Source organism: Psychromonas algicola (assembly GCF_004378355.1).
Lineage (GTDB): Bacteria > Pseudomonadota > Gammaproteobacteria > Enterobacterales > Psychromonadaceae > Psychromonas.
The window spans coordinates 61,109-80,894 of the sequence record NZ_SNUB01000014.1; the positions used below are offsets into that span (position 1 = coordinate 61,109).

The following is a 19,786-nucleotide window of genomic DNA, read 5'->3' on the forward strand; positions in this document are numbered from 1 at the left end:
TCAGGTTACAAAAGGCAGAAAAATCCTTATACTGACGTGCTTTATTTCTAGGTGGCGACTTTTATTATCGTAAATAAGGTCTTTCACCTACCAAGTAATGGCTCATTTGAGTGGTTACTTTACCGCTTAGCAACTGATGCTAAGAAAGGTATTATTAATTTTAACAGTGGATACAACGAGTTATGAGTACAGTAAATTCTGAAAACAGCAAAAGCTCACTTGATGGGTTGAAATGGGCTATCACTATCGTGTTATTAGCAGCAGTTATTGTTGGTAATTATTTATACGGCGAGCAAGTTCATGTTGTTGCACGTATAGCAATACTTCTATTATTGGCTGCTTTAGCTTTGCTTTCAGCTGCATTTACTGAGAAAGGTAAAACGTTTGTAGGTTTTGCTAAAGACTCTCGTCTTGAAGTGCGTAAAGTCGTTTGGCCAACTCGCCAAGAAACAGTACAAACAACGTTAATTATTTTAGTTGTATCAACGATTGCGGGCCTTATTTTATGGGGTCTTGACGGCATATTTGTTCGTGTTGTTTCATTTATCACTACCTCAATCTAAGGGTTTATTATGACAGAAGAAGTTCAAAAAAAGAGATGGTATGTGGTACAAGCCTTTTCAGGTTATGAAGGTCGCGTACAAAAAACATTATTAGAGCATATCCGTTTAAATGAAATGGAAGAGCATTTTGGTCAAATCTTAGTACCAACTGAAGAAGTGGTTGAAATGCGTGCTGGCCAAAAACGTAAGAGTGAACGTAAGTTCTTCCCTGGTTACGTTTTAGTTGAAATGGCAATGAATGACGATAGCTGGCATTTAGTGAAAAGTATTGATCGTGTAATGGGGTTCATTGGTGGTACTGCTGAGCGTCCTGCACCTATTTCTAAAAAAGAAGTTGATAATATTCTTAACCGTTTACAAGAGTCGCATGATACACCGCGTCCTCGTACCTTGTTTGAAGCGGGTGAAGTGGTTCGTGTTACTGATGGTCCATTTGCAGATTTCTCTGGTACTGTTGAAGAAGTGGATTACGATAAAAGCCGCTTGAAAGTGTCAGTTTCTATCTTCGGTCGTGCAACACCGGTTGAGCTTGAATTTTCTCAAGTTGAAAAAGATTAATTAACAACGCAATCGCGTTTTGTTAATACGTTAAAAAGCCAATAAGTGAAAACTTATTGGCTTTGTTGTTTTTGAGGCTTTAATTCATTGGGTTGTATTCGGGGATTTATTAGGACGTGGTTTTTAAGCCGGCCTTTTTAGTTTGCTAATACAGGTCGGATGAATCCGACGTCCCGAGGTAATGTTGGCCACGAAGGTTATGGTTTTGGGACGTGGCTTTTAAGCCACCTGTTGGATGGTTAGTTAATACTAGGTTGGATGAATTTGATGTCCCAATAATAGGTGGAAATGTTGTTTTTTAAGAGGAATACTTTTTTCGGTTAAAAAAACGACAAAGGCCTTGTTAATTGGGGTGTCTTATAGGTATAATTTGCCACCCTTTTTATTTGTGGTTTGATTTGTTTCACAACTACAGAAAAAAGAACCAAGTTCACTGCAATAATGCGTGCACTTAAGTATTAATCGGGAAGCTGCTTTAAATCAGCGTTATACCCAAATAAAGGTAATATATCATGGCTAAGAAAGTAACCGCATATATCAAACTGCAAGTAGCAGCTGGTATGGCAAACCCGTCACCACCAGTTGGTCCTGCACTTGGTCAACACGGTGTTAACATTATGGAATTCTGTAAAGCATTCAATGCAAAAACAGAATCTCAAGAAAAAGGCGCGCCAGTTCCTGTAGTAATTACAGTATACGCTGACCGTTCTTTCACATTCGAAACTAAGACTCCACCTGCATCTTACTTACTTAAGAAAGCTGCTGGCATCAAGTCTGGCTCTGCTGTACCTAATAAAGATAAAGTAGGTAAAGTAACAGTTGCTCAACTAGAAGAAATCGCGAAAGCGAAAGAAGTTGATTTAACGGGTGCCGATCTTGAAGCGATGGTACGTTGTATTGCGGGTTCTGCTCGTTCTATGGGTCTGGAAGTAGAGGGTTAATACAATGGCTAAATTATCTAAACGCATGAAAGCGATCCGCGCAGAAGTTGACGGAACTAAAGAATACGAAATCAATGAAGCAGTAGCACTTTTACAAAAGTTCGCTACAGCTAAATTCAGCGAAAGCATTGATGTTGCAGTTAACCTTGGTGTTGACTCTCGTCGTAGTGACCAAAACGTTCGTGGTGCAACTGTATTACCACACGGTACTGGTCGTGAAGTTCGTGTTGCTGTATTCGCACAAGGCGCTAACGCAGAAGCTGCTAAAGCTGCTGGTGCAGATATCGTTGGTATGGACGATCTTGCTGCGCAAGTTAAAGCTGGCGAAATGGATTTTGACGTAGTTATTGCATCACCAGACGCTATGCGTGTTGTTGGTCAATTAGGTCAAATCTTAGGTCCTCGTGGTCTAATGCCTAACCCGAAAGTGGGTACTGTAACACCTGACGTAGCTGGCGCTGTTAAAAACGCTAAAGCAGGTCAAGTACGTTACCGTAACGACAAGAATGGTATTATCCATTCTACAATCGGTAAAGCATCATTCTCTGCTGAGCAAATTAAAGAAAACCTAGAAGCCCTAATCGTTGCGCTTAAAAAAGTAAAACCATCTGGTGCTAAAGGTCAATTCATTAAGAAAGTTTCACTATCTACTACTATGGGCGCTGGCGTTAAAATTGACCAAGCATCTTTAGTAACTGTAGTAGCGTAATTTTTTTAGTCATTTGATGATTAATCATTAAGTGACTATACAAGGTTGTGTATTGTTTGTATAATATGCGACCTTACTTTGGAGGGCCTTAGGTCCCTTCTTAGACCGCAGGTGTTAACTCTTTGATTTAACTTAATTTCCTGCGTAGATGGTACCGGACCCCAGAAAGATTATTCTACTGGATCCGTAACCAAAATAGTGCCTCATCATTAGATGGGGGTGTTTATCTAGGGTAAAACCTAGTGGAATCCAGGAGTAAAACCAAATGGCATTAAGACTCGAAGACAAACAAGCAATTGTTGCTGAAGTCAGCGAAGCTGCTAAAGGCGCTCTGTCTGCTGTAACTGCCGATTCACGCGGTGTAACAGTAGGTGCAATGACTGAACTTCGTGCAAAAGCACGTGCAAACGGTGTATATTTACGAGTTATTCGTAACACACTAGCACGTCGTGCAGTTGAAGGTACGGACTTTGCATGTCTGACAGAAACGTTTACCGGTCCTACTATCCTTGCATTTTCAAACGAACATCCAGGTGCTGCTGCGCGTCTTTTAAAAGACTTCGCTAAAGCAAATGATAAGTTTGAAATTAAAGGATTAGCATTTGAGGGTGAATTCATTGAAGCCGCTCAAATCGATCGTTTAGCGACATTACCAACATACGACGAAGCAATTGCGAAACTGATGGCTACTATGAAAGAAGCTGCAGCTGGCAAACTTGTACGTACTCTGGCTGCTATTCGCGACCAGAAAGAAGAATCTGCAGCGTAATTGCTGTAATACCATTTTATAATCTATATATAGGAATTGACTCATGTCTCTTACTAAAGACCAAATCATTGATGCAGTTGCAGAATTATCTGTAATGGAAGTTGTTGAACTAATCGAAGCAATGGAAGAAAAATTCGGCGTATCTGCTGCAGCTGCTGTTGCTGCAGGTCCAGCTGCTGGCGGCGACGCTGCTGCTGAGCAAACTGAATTCAACCTAGTACTTACTGCATTCGGTGAGAACAAAGTTAAAGCAATCAAAGCTGTACGTGGCATCACAGGTCTAGGCCTGAAAGAAGCTAAAGAAGCTGTTGAATCTTGCCCAGCGGTACTTAAAGAAGGTATCGAGAAAGCTGAAGGTGAAGCATTCATCAAAGAGCTTGAAGAAATCGGTGCAACTGCTGAACTTAAATAAGTTAAATTTTTTAACTTATTAGCCATGAAAATGGCACTGGCTGGTGATTATTGATCACCGGCCTTTTTGCGCTATAGGATACCGTGATTTGCCATTATTTTTTACGGTCATCGGACGCTTAAGGTGATGTTCTAATCAACTGTTTCAGTATTTAAAGTTAGCGAAATAAGCTGCACCTAAAAAATAGGTCTAAACTGAATCCGTTAAGATTACAAAATATCATTAACAACAAAATAATGTGCCGCCGTTGTCATGCATTAAGAGTCAAAAAATGAGACAACTATGACCAATTTAATCAGCGAGCAAAGGAACCACATGGGTTACTCTTATACTGAGAAAAAACGTATTCGTAAGGATTTTGGGAAACGCCCGCAAGTTATGGAAAAACCATACTTGTTGGAAATTCAACTTGATTCATTCAAACGATACATTGAAGTCGATCCAACTGGCGAAGTAGGTCTAGAAGCTGCTTTTAACAGCATCTTCCCAATCGCAAGTTATTCAGGCACTTCGGAGCTACAATATGTTAGCTACCGTTTAGGCGAACCTGTCTTTGATGTTAAAGAATGTCAAATTCGCGGAGTAACATACTCTGCTTCTTTACGTGTTAAATTACGTCTTGTTATTTATGATCGTGATGCACCTGCAGGCACGGTTAAAGATATCCGCGAACAAGAAGTTTACATGGGTGAAATGCCACTCATGACAGAAAACGGTACTTTTGTAATCAATGGTACTGAGCGTGTAATCGTTTCTCAATTACATCGTTCTCCTGGTGTTTTCTTTGACCATGATAAAGGTAAAACACACAGCTCGGGTAAAGTGTTATATAACGCACGTGTTATCCCATACCGTGGTTCTTGGTTAGATTTTGAATTTGACCCTAAAGATAACCTATTTGTTCGTATCGATCGTCGTCGTAAACTACCAGCAACTATTATGCTGCGCGCTCTTGAGTTCACGACTGAAGAAATTTTAGATTTATTCTTCGATACGACTGAATTTACTGTTAAAGACGGTGCTATACAAATGGCATTGATCGCTGACCGTTTACGTGGTGAGCAATTTAACTTTGACATCGTAAGTAAAGGTAAAACGTATGTTGAAGCAGGTAAGCGTATTACTGCTCGTCATATTCGTGAACTTGAAAAAGCGAACGTTAAAACTATCGAAGTTCCGTTTGAACATGTTGAAGGTAAAGTTTCTGCAAAAGATTACATCAGTAAAGATACTGGCGAAATCATTGTTAATGCAAACGATATCTTTACTGTTGAATTACTGGCTGAGCTTGCTCAATCTGGTATCAAGAAATTCGAAGCTATCTACACAAATGAATTAGATTGTGGTTCATTTATCTCAGATACATTACGTGTTGATTCTTCAACTAACCGTTTAGAAGCGTTAGTAGAAATTTACCGTATGATGCGTCCTGGTGAGCCACCAACAAAAGATGCAGCTGAAGGTTTATTCCAAAACTTATTCTTTGCACCTGAACGTTATGACTTATCTAAAGTAGGTCGTATGAAGTTTAATCGCCGTGTTAACATTGAAGGCGATGAAGGTCCTGGTATTTTATCTAAAGAAGATATCTTAAGTGTGATGAAAACGCTGATTGATATCCGTAACGGTAATGGCGAAGTAGATGATATCGATCATCTTGGTAACCGTCGTATCCGTTGTGTAGGTGAAATGGCTGAAAACCAATTCCGTGTTGGTTTAGTACGTGTTGAACGTGCTGTTAAAGAGCGTCTATCTTTAGGCGACCTTGATGCAACTATGCCGCAAGATCTTATCAATGCAAAACCTATTTCAGCTGCTGTTAAAGAGTTCTTTGGTTCTTCACAACTGTCTCAGTTTATGGACCAAAATAACCCGTTATCAGAAGTAACACACAAACGTCGTATTTCAGCATTAGGTCCTGGTGGTCTAACTCGTGAACGTGCTGGTTTTGAAGTACGTGACGTACATGCAACTCACTACGGTCGTTTATGTCCTATCGAAACACCTGAGGGACCAAACATCGGTCTTATCAACTCGTTAGCGACTTTCTCTCGTACTAACAGCTACGGTTTCTTAGAAACACCTTACCGTAAAGTAGTTGATGGTAAACCAACTGATCAAGTTGAATATTTATCAGCAATTGAAGAAGGTACGTTCGTAATCGCACAGGCATCTGCAAACATTGATGCAACTGGGCAGTTAGACGAAGAGATGATTCCATGTCGTCATAAAGGTGAAACTACCTTTATGGGACCAAACGATATCGATTACATGGATGTGTCACCACAACAGATCATTTCTGTTGCTGCGTCACTTATCCCGTTCTTAGAACATGATGATGCAAACCGTGCCTTAATGGGTGCGAACATGCAACGTCAAGCGGTTCCTACATTGCGTGCTGATAAGCCGTTAGTTGGTACTGGTATCGAGCGTCGTTTAGCGATCGATTCTGGTGTAACAATTATCGCAAAACGTGGCGGAACGATTGATTACGTTGATGCATCTCGTATTGTTGTTAAAGTTGCTGATGATGAATTAGTTGCTGGTGAAGCCGGTATCGATATCTACAACTTAACTAAATACACGCGTTCGAATCAGAATACTTGTATTAACCAAAAACCAACGTGTAAACCTGGCGAGCCAATTGTTCGCGGTGACGTATTAGCCGATGGTCCATCGACTGATATGGGTGATTTAGCATTGGGTCAAAACATGAAGATTGCCTTCATGCCTTGGAATGGTTACAACTTTGAGGATTCAATCCTTATTTCTGAGCGTGTATCTCAAGAAGATCGTTTCACTACGATCCATATCCAAGAGTTCTCATGTATTGCACGTGAAACTAAATTGGGTACTGAAGAGATCACTGCGGATATCCCTAACGTTGGTGAATCTGCATTAAGCAAACTAGATGAATCTGGTATTGTTTATGTAGGTGCTGAAGTTAAACCGGGTGATATCTTAGTAGGTAAAGTAACGCCAAAAGGCGAGACTCAACTTACGCCAGAGGAAAAACTATTACGTGCTATCTTCGGTGAAAAAGCGTCTGATGTTAAAGACAGCTCTTTACGCGTAGCTAACTCAACTTACGCAACAGTTATTGACGTTCAAGTCTTTACTCGTGACGGCGTTGAGAAAGACAAACGTGCATTAGAAATCGAAGAAATGCAGTTGAAAGCGGCTAAGAAAGATTTAACTGAGAAGTTCAAAATCTTAGAAGGCGCTATCTACGAAAAAGCATTAAATCTATTAGTTTCAGCGGGTCAAGAAGAAGCGCGTCTACTGCAAATGCCTAAGGCACAGTGGTTTGACATCGTACTTTCTGATGACGAGAAACAAACACTATTAGATCAAATCAATGCACAACACGATGAAATTAAAGCAGACTACGATAAAGAGTTTGACCTTAAACGTCGTAAAATTACACAAGGTGATGATTTAGCACCAGGTGTACAAAAAATTGTTAAGGTTTACCTAGCGGTACGTCGTCGCCTACAACCAGGTGATAAAATGGCGGGTCGTCACGGTAACAAAGGTGTTATTTCAAACATCGTACCTGTAGAAGATATGCCTCACGATGAGTTTGGTGTTCCAGTTGATATCGTACTTAACCCATTGGGTGTACCATCACGTATGAACATCGGTCAGATTCTTGAAACGCATCTTGGTCTAGCTTGTAAAGGTGTGGGTGAGAAACTAGAGCGTATGATCAAAGATCAACGCGACGTTGAAATCAGTAAAGTACGTGAATACGTACAAAAACTTTACTCATTCGGCGATGCACCTTGCCACGTTGACTTAAATGACTTTGATGACGAAGCTGTGTTACGTCTTGCTAAAAACCTATACAAAGGTTTACCAGTAGCAACACCTGCATTTGATGGCGCACATGAAAGTGAAATCCGTGAACTATTATCATTAGCTGATTTACCAGAATCTGGTCAATTACAGTTAACTGATGGTCGTACTGGTATTCCATTTGAGCGTCCAGTAACTGTTGGTTACATGTACATGTTAAAACTGAATCACTTGGTTGATGACAAAATGCATGCACGTTCAACAGGTTCTTACAGCTTGGTTACTCAGCAACCACTTGGTGGTAAAGCTCAGTTCGGTGGCCAGCGTTTCGGTGAGATGGAAGTATGGGCACTAGAAGCTTACGGTGCTGCTTACACTCTACAAGAAATGCTAACGGTTAAATCGGATGATGTGAATGGTCGTACTAAGATGTATAAAAACATCGTAGACGGTGACCATAGAATGGAACCAGGCATGCCTGAATCATTCAACGTATTGTTGAAAGAGATCCGTTCATTAAGCATCAACATCGAGTTAGATGAAGAAAACGGCTAAGCACTAAGTTAGTTGGCTTAAGTAAATATGTGGCGTCTTGGTACATTAAGGCGCCTAGTTTTAACTCCTATGGGAGAGTAGCGTGAAAGACTTACTAAAGTTTTTAAAGCAACAAAATAAAACCAAAGAATTCGATGGTATTAAAATCGGTTTAGCATCACCTGAAATGATCCGTTCATGGTCTTTTGGTGAAGTTAAAAAACCTGAAACCATTAACTACCGTACATTTAAACCTGAACGTGAAGGTTTATTCTGTGCACGTATCTTTGGTCCAATTAAAGATTACGAATGTTTATGTGGCAAATACAAACGCCTTAAGCATCGTGGTGTTATTTGTGAAAAATGTGGTGTTGAGGTAACTCAAGCTAAAGTTCGTCGTGACCGTATGGGACACATCGAATTAGCATCACCTGTTGCACACATTTGGTTCCTTAAATCACTTCCGTCTCGTATCGGCTTAATGCTAGATATGACGTTACGTGATATCGAACGTATCCTATATTTTGAATCATTCGTGGTTGTTGAACCTGGAATGACTGATCTTGAGCGTGGCCAAATCCTTCTTGAAGAAGAGTACTTGGACAACCTAGAGCAATGGGGCGATGAGTTTGATGCAATGATGGGCGCAGAAGCCGTATTTGCATTACTTAAGCAACTAGATCTAGACCACGAGATCAAAGGCATGCGTGAAGAATTAGAAACAACTAATTCTGAAACTCGCCGTAAGAAATTAACTAAACGTCTGAAGTTAGTGGAATCTTTCCACCAGTCTTCAAACAAACCAGAGTGGATGATCTTAACTGTACTTCCAGTACTGCCACCTGATTTACGTCCTCTAGTACCACTAGATGGCGGACGTTTTGCTACATCAGATCTAAATGACTTATACCGTCGTGTTATTAACCGTAATAACCGTCTAAAACGTCTTTTAGAATTAGCTGCTCCAGATATCATCGTACGTAACGAAAAACGTATGTTACAAGAATCTGTGGATGCGTTATTAGATAATGGTCGTCGTGGCCGAGCTATTACTGGTTCGAACAAACGTCCTCTAAAATCGCTTGCAGATATGATCAAAGGTAAGCAAGGTCGTTTCCGTCAAAACTTACTAGGTAAACGTGTAGATTACTCTGGTCGTTCTGTAATCACAGTAGGTCCAACTTTACGTTTACATCAATGTGGTCTTCCGAAGAAGATGGCATTAGAGCTATTCAAACCATTCGTTTACGGTAAGTTAGAAGCATTAGGTCTTGCGACTACTATTAAAGCGGCTAAGAAATTAGTTGACCGTGAAGGTGGTGAAGTTTGGGATATCCTAGAAGGTGTTATCCGTGAACATCCAGTGCTACTTAACCGTGCACCAACACTTCACAGATTAGGTATCCAAGCGTTTGAACCTGTATTAATCGAAGGTAAAGCGATTCAATTACATCCATTGGTTTGTGCGGCATACAACGCCGACTTCGATGGTGACCAAATGGCGGTACACGTACCGTTAACAATTGAAGCGCAGCTTGAAGCTCGTACCTTAATGATGTCTACGAATAATATCCTATCACCAGCGAATGGTGAGCCGATTATCGTACCATCTCAGGACGTTGTATTAGGTTTGTACTACATGACTCGTACTCGCATTAATGCGCGTGGTGAAGGTATGTACTTCCAAAATGCTAAAGAAGCTGAAAAAGCATACCGTGCTGGTGTTGTTGATTTACAAGCGATTGTTAAAGTACGTATGACGCAAGTACATATTGGTGAAGACAAATCTCGTACTTCTACTACTGAGTTAGTTGAAACAACTATCGGTCGTGCAATTCTTTCTTTAATTATGCCTGAAGGTCTTCCTTTTGAGCATGTTGACCTAAACATGGGTAAAAAAGCAATCTCTAACGTATTGAATGCTTGTTACCGTCTGTTGGGTATTAAAGATACAGTTATCTTTGCTGACCAATTAATGTATACCGGTTTTGAATACGCGACATTGTCGGGTGCTTCTGTTGGTATCGACGATATGGTTATTCCAGATGCTAAGAAAACATTAGTTGAAGAAGCTGAAGCTGAAGTATTAGAAATCCAAGAGCAATTCCAAGCTGGTCTTGTTACTGCGGGTGAGCGTTACAATAAAGTTATCGATATCTGGGCAAGTGCGAATGAGCAAGTTGCTAAAGCGATGATGGAAAACCTTTCTAAAGAAACAGTATTAACAGCGAAAGGCGAAGAAGCAGTACAAGATTCGTTTAACAGCGTTTACATGATGGCCGATTCTGGTGCACGTGGTAGTGCCGCTCAGATTCGTCAGCTAGCTGGTATGCGTGGTCTGATGGCTAAACCAGATGGTTCAATCATCGAAACACCAATCACGGCTAACTTCCGTGAAGGTCTAAACGTACTTCAGTACTTCATCTCAACGCATGGTGCACGTAAAGGTCTAGCCGATACCGCACTTAAAACAGCAAACTCGGGTTACCTAACTCGTCGTCTTGTTGATATTGCTCAAGATTTAGTTATCACAGAAGAAGATTGTGGTAGTGAAGAAGGTCTATTAGTTACACCACTTATTCAAGGTGGCGACGTTGTTGAACCACTTCGTGAGCGTGTACTAGGTCGTGTTGTTGCTCGTGACATCATTAAACCAGGTACGGATAACGAAGTATTAATCGAACGTAACGTATTACTTGATGAGAAAAAATGTGACTTGATCGAAGAAGCTTCTGTTGACCAAGTATGGGTTCGCTCAGTTATTACTTGTCACACTGACTTCGGTGCTTGTGCACAATGTTACGGTCGTGACTTAGCTCGTGGACATATGGTTGGTCAAGGCGAGGCAGTAGGTGTTATGGCTGCTCAGTCTATCGGTGAACCTGGTACACAGTTAACGATGCGTACGTTCCACATCGGTGGTGCAGCATCGCGTTCTGCCTCTGAAAACAGCATTCAAGTTAAAAACTCAGGTAAAATTAAATTACATAACGCTAAGTTTGTAATTAATTCTGATGAGAAAGTAGTTGTTACTTCTCGTTCAACTGAATTAACAATTATCGATGAATTAGGTCGTACAAAAGAGAATCACCGTCTACCTTACGGTGCCGTTCTTGAGAAGCAAGATGGAACAGCAATCACTGCTGGCGAAATCATTGCTAACTGGGACCCGCATACACATCCAATCATTACGGAAGTGGAAGGTAAGATTGAATTCTTAGACTTCATTGAAGGCGTAACGATTAACAAACAAACTGATGAGCTAACTGGTTTATCAAGTATTGTTGTTATTGACCCTGCACAACGTCCAAGTGCTGGTAAAGAAATGCGTCCAATGGCTAAACTAGTTGATGCTAAAGGTAATGATTTATTCATTCCTGGTACTGATGTTGCTGCGCAATATGCATTACCTGCAAAAGCGATTGTTAGTCTAGAAGATGGTGCTCCAGTACGAGTTGGTGATGCGGTTGCTCGTATCCCTCAAGAAAGTTCAAAAACTCGTGATATCACGGGTGGTCTACCTCGCGTAGCCGACTTGTTTGAAGCACGTACGCCAAAAGATGCTGCGATTCTTGCTGAAGTGTCAGGTACATTATCATTTGGTAAAGAAACTAAAGGCAAACGTCGTTTAGTGATCACACAAGCAAATGGTGATGTCTATGAAGAGATGATCCCTAAATGGCGTCACCTAAACATCTTCGAAGGTGAGAAGATTGAAAAAGGTGAGGTTATTTCTGACGGTCCTGAGTCTCCTCATGACATTCTTCGTTTACGTGGTATTAGCCCAGTGGCTAACTACATCACTAATGAAGTACAAGAAGTATATCGTTTACAAGGTGTAAAAATTAATGATAAGCATATCGAAGTTATCGTTAATCAAATGCTACGTAAATGTATCATCACTGATGCTGGTGACACGTCATTCTTAGTGGGTGAACAAGCTGAAGTAGTACGTGTTATTATTGAAAATCGTAAACTTGAAGCTGAAGGCAAAAATGTTGCTAAGTTTGAATACCAGTTATTAGGTATTACTAAAGCATCATTAGCAACTGAGTCATTTATCTCAGCTGCCTCTTTCCAAGAAACAACACGTGTTCTTACGGAAGCGGCTGTTGCTGGTAAATGTGACCAATTACATGGCTTGAAAGAGAATGTAATCGTAGGTCGCTTGATTCCTGCTGGTACTGGTTTTGCACATCACAAAACACGTGCTGCTGCTAAAGCGAAAGAGCTAGAGCCTATTGCTGAACAACCAACCATTGACGTTGAAGCTGCTGAGCAAAACTTAGCTGACTTATTAAACGCCGTTGATTTTGGTGAATAAGGATAGGTTTCAAAATACTTGAACTATTGTTTTCAAAATAACCAGTCTTTAGGTTTTTTGAAAGCAATTTAAATAAAGTTATTTTGTAAATATTACTCATCTAATTAAATAGATGTTTAAAATAAAAAGGTGCTTCGGCACCTTTCTTTATACCTAAAATTTGAGTATCTCCAAGCTGAACTCTAAGTTGCTGCTGGTGAAGTAAAAGTCATATGCCTAAATGTATCCATATATTGGGCGTCGATTCATCTGAGCTAATTCAAACTAATAAACAGCTGATTTAAAAGTATCATCTCTAAATGTAGTTATGTATTCGAATCGTTGGTTTCATTCGAAATAATTCAAATCAACGGGGGGCTTATAAAGCCACATGTTTAAATGTAACCATATATTCGAGGTTGGATTCATCCGAGGTAATTCAGCTAATAAACAGGTGACTTAAAAGTCACATCCCTGAATGTAACTATGTATTCGATGTGTTGGATTTATATGAGTTATTTAGCTAGTCGATGGCGCCTTAAAACCAACTTATCGATTCGTTCTCGGGACGTCGGATTTATCCGACCTTTTTATTGCTTATTTTGTGTCGTTAATTACGTTAATTTCTATTACCAATTACGAAGCTTGTTAATATAAAATTTGCAGCAAGTGGCTTTGTGCGTTAAATTTCAGCTTCACCAATATAATTGTTATTTTAGGTGGTAAATATTTACACTAAATAATAATTTATTTCTCGATTTGCTGAAAAGTAAAAGTAACCGCTATCTAAAGGTATAATAATGACTTCAAAAACAATTATCTCAACAGAAAATGCTCCATCTGCAATTGGTCCTTACTGTCAAGCAACACAATTTGGTGAATTAATATTTACTTCTGGTCAAATCCCACTTGAGCCTAAATCAATGGAAATCGTTGAAGGCGGGATCACTGAGCAAACTGAACAAGTAATGAAAAACTTATTTGCAGTGCTAGAAGAAGCTGGTGCAACAGGTGAAACAGTCATTAAAACAACTTGTTTCATTAAAGATATGAATGACTTTGTCGCTTTTAACGAAGTCTATGCAAAATATTTTGCGACATCTGCACCTTCTCGTTCATGCGTAGAAGTAGCTCGCTTACCAAAAGACGTGTTAGTTGAAGTGGAAGCGATTGCATACGTTGCAAATAAATAGCAATTATTAACACATTAAACATAGGTTAATTATGTGTGACCATCAGGTAGTTAAATTTTCAATTTTGGTGACTGGCAATCCAGCCAGTAGCCAAAGTGCTTCATCTGCTTATCAGTTTTGTAGTGCAGCTTTATCTGCGGGTCATACTATTAATGGTGTTTTTTTCTATTTAGATGGTGTGCTTAATGCAAATCGTTTAATTAGTCCTGCAACGGATGAAGTTAATTTGCCTAGTTTATGGGCGTTATTAGCTGAAAAACATGAATTTCCTTTGGAGGTTTGTGTTTCTGCTTCTTTAAGACGTGGAGTGATTAACCAGCAAGAAGCTGAACAATTAGGATTGCTACATCATAATGTGAATTCTCCTTTTGTACTAAGTGGGTTAGGGCAGTTAGCCGAGCTTTCTGCAAGTTGTGATCGTTTGGTTCAATTTTAGGTAGCATGATGGAAAAAAAAATTGGCATTATTAATCGACAAGCTCCTCATGGGAAAAGCCATGCTAGAGAAGCATTAGATTTAACTCTCGCTTTATCAGCTTTTAATGAATCCTTAAGCATCTTTTTTATTGGGGATGGGGTTTATCAATTAGTCGCAAAGCATCAAGCCGATCTTATTTTACAAAAAGATTTCCAACCCATGTTACAAATGTTGGATTTGTATGATGTGGAGCAAATTTATGTCTGCCAAATGTCTTTGGCTATACGCAATATTTCAGTGGATGATTTAGTGATTAAAACCACCTTTCTGACGCCAGATGAAATGACAGCCTGTCTTGCTCGACAAGATCAATTACTGAGTTTTTAGATGATATTACATACTGTAAAAAGTTCTCCTTTTAGTTCTTTTGCGTTAAAGGATTGTTTGAAACTATTAAATAATGACGATAAGTTGTTATTAATTAGTGACGCTGTTACTGCCGTTAGTGCACCAGTGGATTGTCAGCCTGAACTCCTTAAACTTCACGACGAAAGACGTTTATTTATTTTAAAAGAAGATTTACAAGCGCGCGGACTCACTGCTGAATATGGGCGTGTTATTGACTATTCAGATTTTGTTAATTTAACTATCCAATGCCAAAGTCAGTTAGCTTGGTAATTGTTAACGAAAATAAGTAAAATTTTTACCCTCTATCTCTTCCATCTTTCTGTTTTTTTCTTTTATCTTGTTTTGTGAACAAAAACACGATTGTCTAATTATTGACTCGCCATTCTAATCAGCGTAAACTCTTGCGACCCTAATCTTTAGGGTTTGATTTTTCACACACACTTAGGAGCTATTTAACAATGGCAACAATTTCACAATTGGTACGCAAACCGCGTAAGGACAAAGTTCAAAAAACTAACGTTCCTGCGCTAGAAGCGTGTCCACAAAAACGTGGTGTATGTACTCGTGTATATACTACTACACCAAAAAAACCTAACTCGGCAATGCGTAAAGTTGCTCGTGTACGTCTAACTAACGGTTTCGAAGTAACTTCGTACATCGGTGGTGAAGGCCATAACTTGCAAGAGCATAGTGTAATCTTGATCCGCGGCGGTCGTGTAAAAGATTTACCGGGTGTTCGTTACCATACAGTTCGTGGTGCACTTGATACTTCAGGTGTAACTGCACGTCGTAACGGTCGTTCTAAATACGGTGCTAAAAAGCCTAAATCTTAATACTTTCCGTAAGTAAGGCCAAACAAACACTATTTAAATTTAATATGTTTTGGGTAATATCCTGAAGCGCACGGAGAAAATAAGATGCCAAGAAGACGCGTCGTAGCTACTCGTAAAGTACTACCAGATCCTAAGTTTGGATCAGAAATCCTAACAAAATTCGTTAACGTAGTAATGGTTGACGGAAAAAAATCTATTGCAGAAAAAATCGTTTACGGTGCATTGGAATCAGCTGCTGAAAAAAGCGCTAAAGATCCAATGGAACTATTTGACGTTGCATTAGAAAACATCCGCCCAAGCGTCGAAGTTAAATCTCGTCGTGTTGGTGGTTCAACATACCAAGTTCCAGTAGAAGTTCGCCCTTCTCGTCGTAATGCGTTAGCAATGCGTTGGTTAGTTGAAGCTTCTCGTAAGCGTGGTGAAAAATCAATGGCATTACGTCTAGCTGGTGAGTTAGTCGATGCAGCAGATAACAAAGGTTCAGCGGTTAAGAAACGTGAAGACGTTCACCGTATGGCTGATGCGAACAAAGCGTTTGCTCACTACCGTTGGTAGAAAATACTTAGCACGGGCTTTTGCCTGTGCTTTTTCGTTTCTATTTGCACAAAGCTTTATTTAAAAGGACATTGCATTGTCACGTACAACTCCTATTGAGCGCTACCGTAATATCGGTATTGTCGCTCATGTCGATGCAGGTAAAACTACTACTACTGAACGTATATTGTTCTACACTGGCGTATCTCACCGAATCGGTGAAGTACACGATGGTGCAGCAACGATGGATTGGATGGAGCAGGAGCAAGAGCGTGGTATTACTATCACTTCTGCTGCTACTACTACTTTCTGGCAAGGTATGCAAAATCAGTATGAGCAGCACCGCATCAACATTATCGATACACCTGGACACGTAGACTTCACGATTGAAGTTGAACGTTCTTTACGCGTATTAGATGGTGCTGTAGTTGTATTTTGTGGCTCGTCAGGTGTAGAGCCTCAATCAGAAACCGTTTGGCGCCAAGCTAATAAATACCACGTTCCGCGTGTTGTATTTGTTAATAAAATGGACAGAACTGGAGCTGATTTTGAATCTGTACTTGAGCAAATTCGTAACCGCCTAGGCGCAACTTGTGTTCCTATTCATTTGAATATTGGAACGGAAGATGAGTTTAGCGGTGTTATCGACCTAATTAAAATGAAAGCGATTAATTGGAACGATGCAGATCAAGGAATGACATTTGAATATGATGACATTCCAGCTGACTTACTGGATCACGCGCAAGAATTGCACGATGAGATAGTAGAAACAGCAGCAGAAGCAAATGAAGAGCTGATGGATAAATACCTTGAAGAAGGTGAACTTTCAGAAGCAGACATCAAAGCAGGTTTACGTATTCGTACGTTAAACAATGAAATTGTACTAGCAACTTGTGGAAGTGCCTTTAAAAATAAAGGTGTTCAAGCAGTGTTAGATGCAGTGATTGACTATCTACCTTCTCCTGTAGAAGTTGAAGCTATTAAAGCTATCAATGGACATAACGACAAGGAAATAGCATGTCCTGCTGAAGATGACGCTCCATTTGCTGCACTCGCATTTAAAATTGCAACCGACCCATTTGTGGGTACGTTAACATTTTTCCGAGTGTACTCAGGCGTAGTTAAGTCTGGTGACCAAGTATTTAATCCTATTAAAGGGAAAAAAGAGCGTTTAGGACGTATCGTACAGATGCATGCTAACGAACGTAAGGAAGTCAAAGAAGTCCGTGCTGGCGATATCGCTGCTGCGGTCGGTCTTAAAGACGTCACTACGGGAGAAACGCTTTGTGACCCTGGACATAATATTATACTTGAGCGTATGGATTTCCCTGAACCGGTTATTCAAATCGCGGTTGAGCCAAAAACCAAGGCAGACCAAGATAAATTAGCGCTAGCACTAGAAAAACTATCTGCCGAAGATCCTTCATTCCGTGTTGAAACGAATGAAGAATCTGGACAAATACTGATCTCTGGTATGGGTGAACTTCACCTTGATATCATTGTTGACCGTATGCGTCGTGAGTTTTCTGTTAATTGTAACGTGGGTAATCCTCAAGTTGCATACCGTGAAACTATCCGCAAAACGGTTGAAGTGGAAGGTAAATTTATTCGTCAAGGCGAAGGACCAAGCCATTATGGCCACGTCCAATTAAAACTAGAGCCGCTTGAAGCGGGATCAGGTTTTGAATTTGTGAACAAAATGGCTGACAATGTTATTCCGAAAGAATACATTCCAGCAGTGAGCAAAGGCTGCGAAGAACAAATGAACCAAGGTGTGCTTGCTGGTTATCCAATGCTTGACGTTCGAGTCACTTTGCTCCATGGTACATACCATGAGGTTGACTCTAGCGAAATGGCATTTAAAATCGCTGGCATGATGGGTTTTAGAGATGGGGCATTAAAAGCTGATGCAACAATTCTTGAGCCTGTGATGAAAGTCGAAGTAACGACTCCAGAGGATTGGATGGGTTCTGTTGTCGGCGACCTTAATAGTCGTCGAGGTATTATTGAAGGAATGGACGATGGCCCTGGTGGCGTTAAAATCGTTCATGCTAAAGTACCGCTGTCTGAAATGTTTGGTTATGCAACCGCAGTTCGCTCAGCAACGCAGGGTCGCGCATCTTATTCTATGGAGTTTTTAGAGTACGCTGATGCGCCTAAAAAAATTGCTAACGCAATTATTGAAGCGAAATAAAAAATAAATTAAACTACACCTTTCCATGTGATGGCATGTGGAGAGGTATTTACTGATAAAGAAGGTACACACTGTGTCTAAAGAAAAATTTGAACGTAATAAACCACATGTAAACGTAGGTACAATTGGCCACGTTGACCATGGTAAAACTACTTTAACAGCTGCAATCTCTGCTGTACTAACTAAGAAATTTGGTGGCGACACTAAAGATTTCTCTTCAATCGATAATGCACCAGAAGAGCGTGAGCGTGGTATTACAATCAATACTTCTCACATCGAGTACGATACAGAAACTCGTCACTACGCACACGTAGACTGTCCTGGACATGCCGATTATGTTAAAAACATGATCACTGGTGCTGCTCAAATGGATGGTGGTATCTTAGTTGTTGCTGCAACAGATGGCCCTATGCCACAAACTCGTGAGCACATCCTACTTTCTCGTCAAGTTGGTGTTCCACACTTAGTTGTTTTCTTAAACAAATGTGACATGGTTGATGATGAAGAACTACTAGAATTAGTAGAAATGGAAGTTCGTGAACTTCTTTCTGAATACGATTTCCCAGGTGACGACTTACCAGTTATCCTTGGTTCTGCTCTTAAAGCGCTTGAAGGCGAAGCTGAGTGGGAAGAGAAAATTGTTGAATTAGCTAACGCTCTAGATACTTACATCCCAGAGCCAGAGCGTGATATCGACAAACCATTCATTCTACCAATTGAAGATGTATTCTCAATTGCTGGTCGTGGTACTGTTGTTACAGGTCGTGTTGAGCGTGGTATTATCACTGTTGGTGATGCTGTTGAGATCGTTGGTCTTAAAGAAACTACTACTACTACTTGTACTGGTGTTGAAATGTTCCGTAAACTGCTTGACGAAGGTCGTGCTGGTGAGAACGTTGGTGTTCTTTTACGTGGTACTAAACGTGAAGATGTTGAACGTGGTCAAGTACTTGCTAAGCCTGGTTCAATCAACCCACATACTAAGTTCGAATCTGAAGTATACGTACTAAGTAAAGATGAAGGTGGTCGTCATACTCCATTCTTCAAAGGTTACCGTCCACAGTTCTACTTCCGTACAACTGACATCACAGGTGCTGTTGAGCTTCCTGAAGGTGTAGAAATGGTAATGCCTGGTGATAACCTTAAGTTCGTTGTTGAACTAATTGGTCCAATCGCTATGGATGAAGGTCTACGTTTCGCTATCCGTGAAGGTGGCCGTACTGTAGGTGCTGGTGTTGTTTCAACTATCATCGCGTAATTTATAATTACTCGTTTTTAGTTTTACAATATACAAAAAAGACAGCTTAAGCTGTCTTTTTTTATACCTATAGAAAAGTGTGCAAACCATGGGTGAAGGTCTACGTTTCGCTATCCGTAAAGGTGGCGCTATACCCAAGTACATGTAGGTGCTGGTGTTGTTTCAGCTATCATCGCGACTGCGTTTAAATAAACATTACGTAATATAGTTTTAAACTGCATTCAAAAAAGAGGGCTTAAGCTCTAATGCCGATCAGTTAAGAAAAATTAGTTGATTTTTACCCGAATGGGATCAGAATCCGATGTTCACTCAACATCGGATTTTTTTATGCCTTTAGATTACGATTTCCACTCACTCGAAGC

General features: G+C 40.2%; 16 protein-coding genes. All 16 read left to right on the forward strand.

Annotated features, from left to right (window positions below; genetic code table 11):
- Nucleotides 1–182 precede the first annotated feature (182 nt).
- The 16 genes from secE (at nucleotide 183) to tuf (ending at nucleotide 19,424) form a co-directional block, all read left to right on the forward strand.
- Complete coding sequence (gene secE, locus E2R67_RS08955) at nucleotides 183–563, forward strand: preprotein translocase subunit SecE (protein ID WP_134290608.1); 381 nt, start codon at nucleotides 183–185, stop codon at nucleotides 561–563.
- Between the two features lie 9 nt (nucleotides 564–572).
- Nucleotides 573–1,121, forward strand: a complete 549-nt coding sequence (gene nusG / locus E2R67_RS08960; RefSeq protein ID WP_134290609.1) for a transcription termination/antitermination protein NusG — start codon at nucleotides 573–575, stop codon at nucleotides 1,119–1,121.
- A gap of 512 nt (nucleotides 1,122–1,633) precedes the next feature.
- Complete coding sequence (gene rplK / locus E2R67_RS08965; RefSeq protein ID WP_134290610.1) at nucleotides 1,634–2,062, forward strand: 50S ribosomal protein L11; 429 nt, start codon at nucleotides 1,634–1,636, stop codon at nucleotides 2,060–2,062.
- A gap of 4 nt (nucleotides 2,063–2,066) precedes the next feature.
- Nucleotides 2,067–2,771, forward strand: coding sequence for a 50S ribosomal protein L1 (gene rplA, locus E2R67_RS08970; protein WP_134290611.1), 705 nt, complete (start codon nucleotides 2,067–2,069; stop codon nucleotides 2,769–2,771).
- 265 nt (nucleotides 2,772–3,036) lie between these two features.
- A complete protein-coding gene (rplJ, locus tag E2R67_RS08975) occupies nucleotides 3,037–3,540 on the forward strand; it encodes a 50S ribosomal protein L10 (RefSeq protein ID WP_134290612.1) in 504 nt (167 codons plus the stop codon).
- A 43-nt stretch (nucleotides 3,541–3,583) separates the two neighbouring features.
- The gene (gene rplL, locus E2R67_RS08980) at nucleotides 3,584–3,952 is read left to right on the forward strand and encodes a 50S ribosomal protein L7/L12 (protein ID WP_134290613.1); all 369 of its coding nucleotides are present in this window, start codon (nucleotides 3,584–3,586) and stop codon (nucleotides 3,950–3,952) included.
- A gap of 315 nt (nucleotides 3,953–4,267) precedes the next feature.
- The gene (gene rpoB / locus E2R67_RS08985; protein ID WP_134290614.1) at nucleotides 4,268–8,305 is read left to right on the forward strand and encodes a DNA-directed RNA polymerase subunit beta; all 4,038 of its coding nucleotides are present in this window, start codon (nucleotides 4,268–4,270) and stop codon (nucleotides 8,303–8,305) included.
- Between the two features lie 82 nt (nucleotides 8,306–8,387).
- Nucleotides 8,388–12,608 (forward strand): DNA-directed RNA polymerase subunit beta', encoded by a 4,221-nt coding sequence (gene rpoC / locus E2R67_RS08990; protein WP_134290615.1) that lies wholly within the window; start codon nucleotides 8,388–8,390, stop codon nucleotides 12,606–12,608.
- A 779-nt stretch (nucleotides 12,609–13,387) separates the two neighbouring features.
- Entirely contained in the window at nucleotides 13,388–13,780 is a 393-nt protein-coding gene (locus E2R67_RS08995) for a RidA family protein (protein ID WP_134290616.1), read from the forward strand.
- A gap of 31 nt (nucleotides 13,781–13,811) precedes the next feature.
- Nucleotides 13,812–14,216, forward strand: coding sequence for a sulfurtransferase complex subunit TusD (tusD, locus tag E2R67_RS09000; RefSeq protein ID WP_134290617.1), 405 nt, complete (start codon nucleotides 13,812–13,814; stop codon nucleotides 14,214–14,216).
- Nucleotides 14,217–14,224: 8 nt separating this feature from the next.
- The gene (tusC, locus tag E2R67_RS09005; RefSeq protein ID WP_243836989.1) at nucleotides 14,225–14,584 is read left to right on the forward strand and encodes a sulfurtransferase complex subunit TusC; all 360 of its coding nucleotides are present in this window, start codon (nucleotides 14,225–14,227) and stop codon (nucleotides 14,582–14,584) included.
- Entirely contained in the window at nucleotides 14,585–14,875 is a 291-nt protein-coding gene (tusB, locus tag E2R67_RS09010) for a sulfurtransferase complex subunit TusB (protein ID WP_134290619.1), read from the forward strand.
- 188 nt (nucleotides 14,876–15,063) lie between these two features.
- On the forward strand, nucleotides 15,064–15,438 hold the full coding sequence (gene rpsL / locus E2R67_RS09015; protein WP_134276375.1) for a 30S ribosomal protein S12: 375 nt from the start codon (nucleotides 15,064–15,066) through the stop codon (nucleotides 15,436–15,438).
- Between the two features lie 84 nt (nucleotides 15,439–15,522).
- Nucleotides 15,523–15,993, forward strand: a complete 471-nt coding sequence (rpsG, locus tag E2R67_RS09020; RefSeq protein ID WP_134290620.1) for a 30S ribosomal protein S7 — start codon at nucleotides 15,523–15,525, stop codon at nucleotides 15,991–15,993.
- 76 nt (nucleotides 15,994–16,069) lie between these two features.
- Nucleotides 16,070–18,166 (forward strand): elongation factor G, encoded by a 2,097-nt coding sequence (gene fusA, locus E2R67_RS09025; protein WP_134290621.1) that lies wholly within the window; start codon nucleotides 16,070–16,072, stop codon nucleotides 18,164–18,166.
- Nucleotides 18,167–18,239: 73 nt separating this feature from the next.
- Nucleotides 18,240–19,424: an elongation factor Tu gene (gene tuf, locus E2R67_RS09030; protein ID WP_134290622.1), complete on the forward strand. Its 1,185-nt coding sequence runs from the start codon at nucleotides 18,240–18,242 to the stop codon at nucleotides 19,422–19,424.
- Nucleotides 19,425–19,786 lie beyond the last annotated feature (362 nt).

Excerpts from the sequence above, each read along its gene's own strand:
- secE (WP_134290608.1), top strand. The coding sequence starts at position 183 with ATGAGTACAGTAAATTCTGAAAACAGCAAAAGCTCACTTGATGGGTTG.
- nusG (WP_134290609.1), top strand. The coding sequence starts at position 573 with ATGACAGAAGAAGTTCAAAAAAAGAGATGGTATGTGGTACAAGCCTTT.
- rplK (WP_134290610.1), top strand. The coding sequence starts at position 1,634 with ATGGCTAAGAAAGTAACCGCATATATCAAACTGCAAGTAGCAGCTGGT.
- rplA (WP_134290611.1), top strand. The coding sequence starts at position 2,067 with ATGGCTAAATTATCTAAACGCATGAAAGCGATCCGCGCAGAAGTTGAC.
- rplJ (WP_134290612.1), top strand. The coding sequence starts at position 3,037 with ATGGCATTAAGACTCGAAGACAAACAAGCAATTGTTGCTGAAGTCAGC.
- rplL (WP_134290613.1), top strand. The coding sequence starts at position 3,584 with ATGTCTCTTACTAAAGACCAAATCATTGATGCAGTTGCAGAATTATCT.
- rpoB (WP_134290614.1), top strand. The coding sequence starts at position 4,268 with ATGGGTTACTCTTATACTGAGAAAAAACGTATTCGTAAGGATTTTGGG.
- E2R67_RS08995 (WP_134290616.1), top strand. The coding sequence starts at position 13,388 with ATGACTTCAAAAACAATTATCTCAACAGAAAATGCTCCATCTGCAATT.
- tusD (WP_134290617.1), top strand. The coding sequence starts at position 13,812 with ATGTGTGACCATCAGGTAGTTAAATTTTCAATTTTGGTGACTGGCAAT.
- tusC (WP_243836989.1), top strand. The coding sequence starts at position 14,225 with ATGGAAAAAAAAATTGGCATTATTAATCGACAAGCTCCTCATGGGAAA.
- tusB (WP_134290619.1), top strand. The coding sequence starts at position 14,585 with ATGATATTACATACTGTAAAAAGTTCTCCTTTTAGTTCTTTTGCGTTA.
- rpsL (WP_134276375.1), top strand. The coding sequence starts at position 15,064 with ATGGCAACAATTTCACAATTGGTACGCAAACCGCGTAAGGACAAAGTT.
- rpsG (WP_134290620.1), top strand. The coding sequence starts at position 15,523 with ATGCCAAGAAGACGCGTCGTAGCTACTCGTAAAGTACTACCAGATCCT.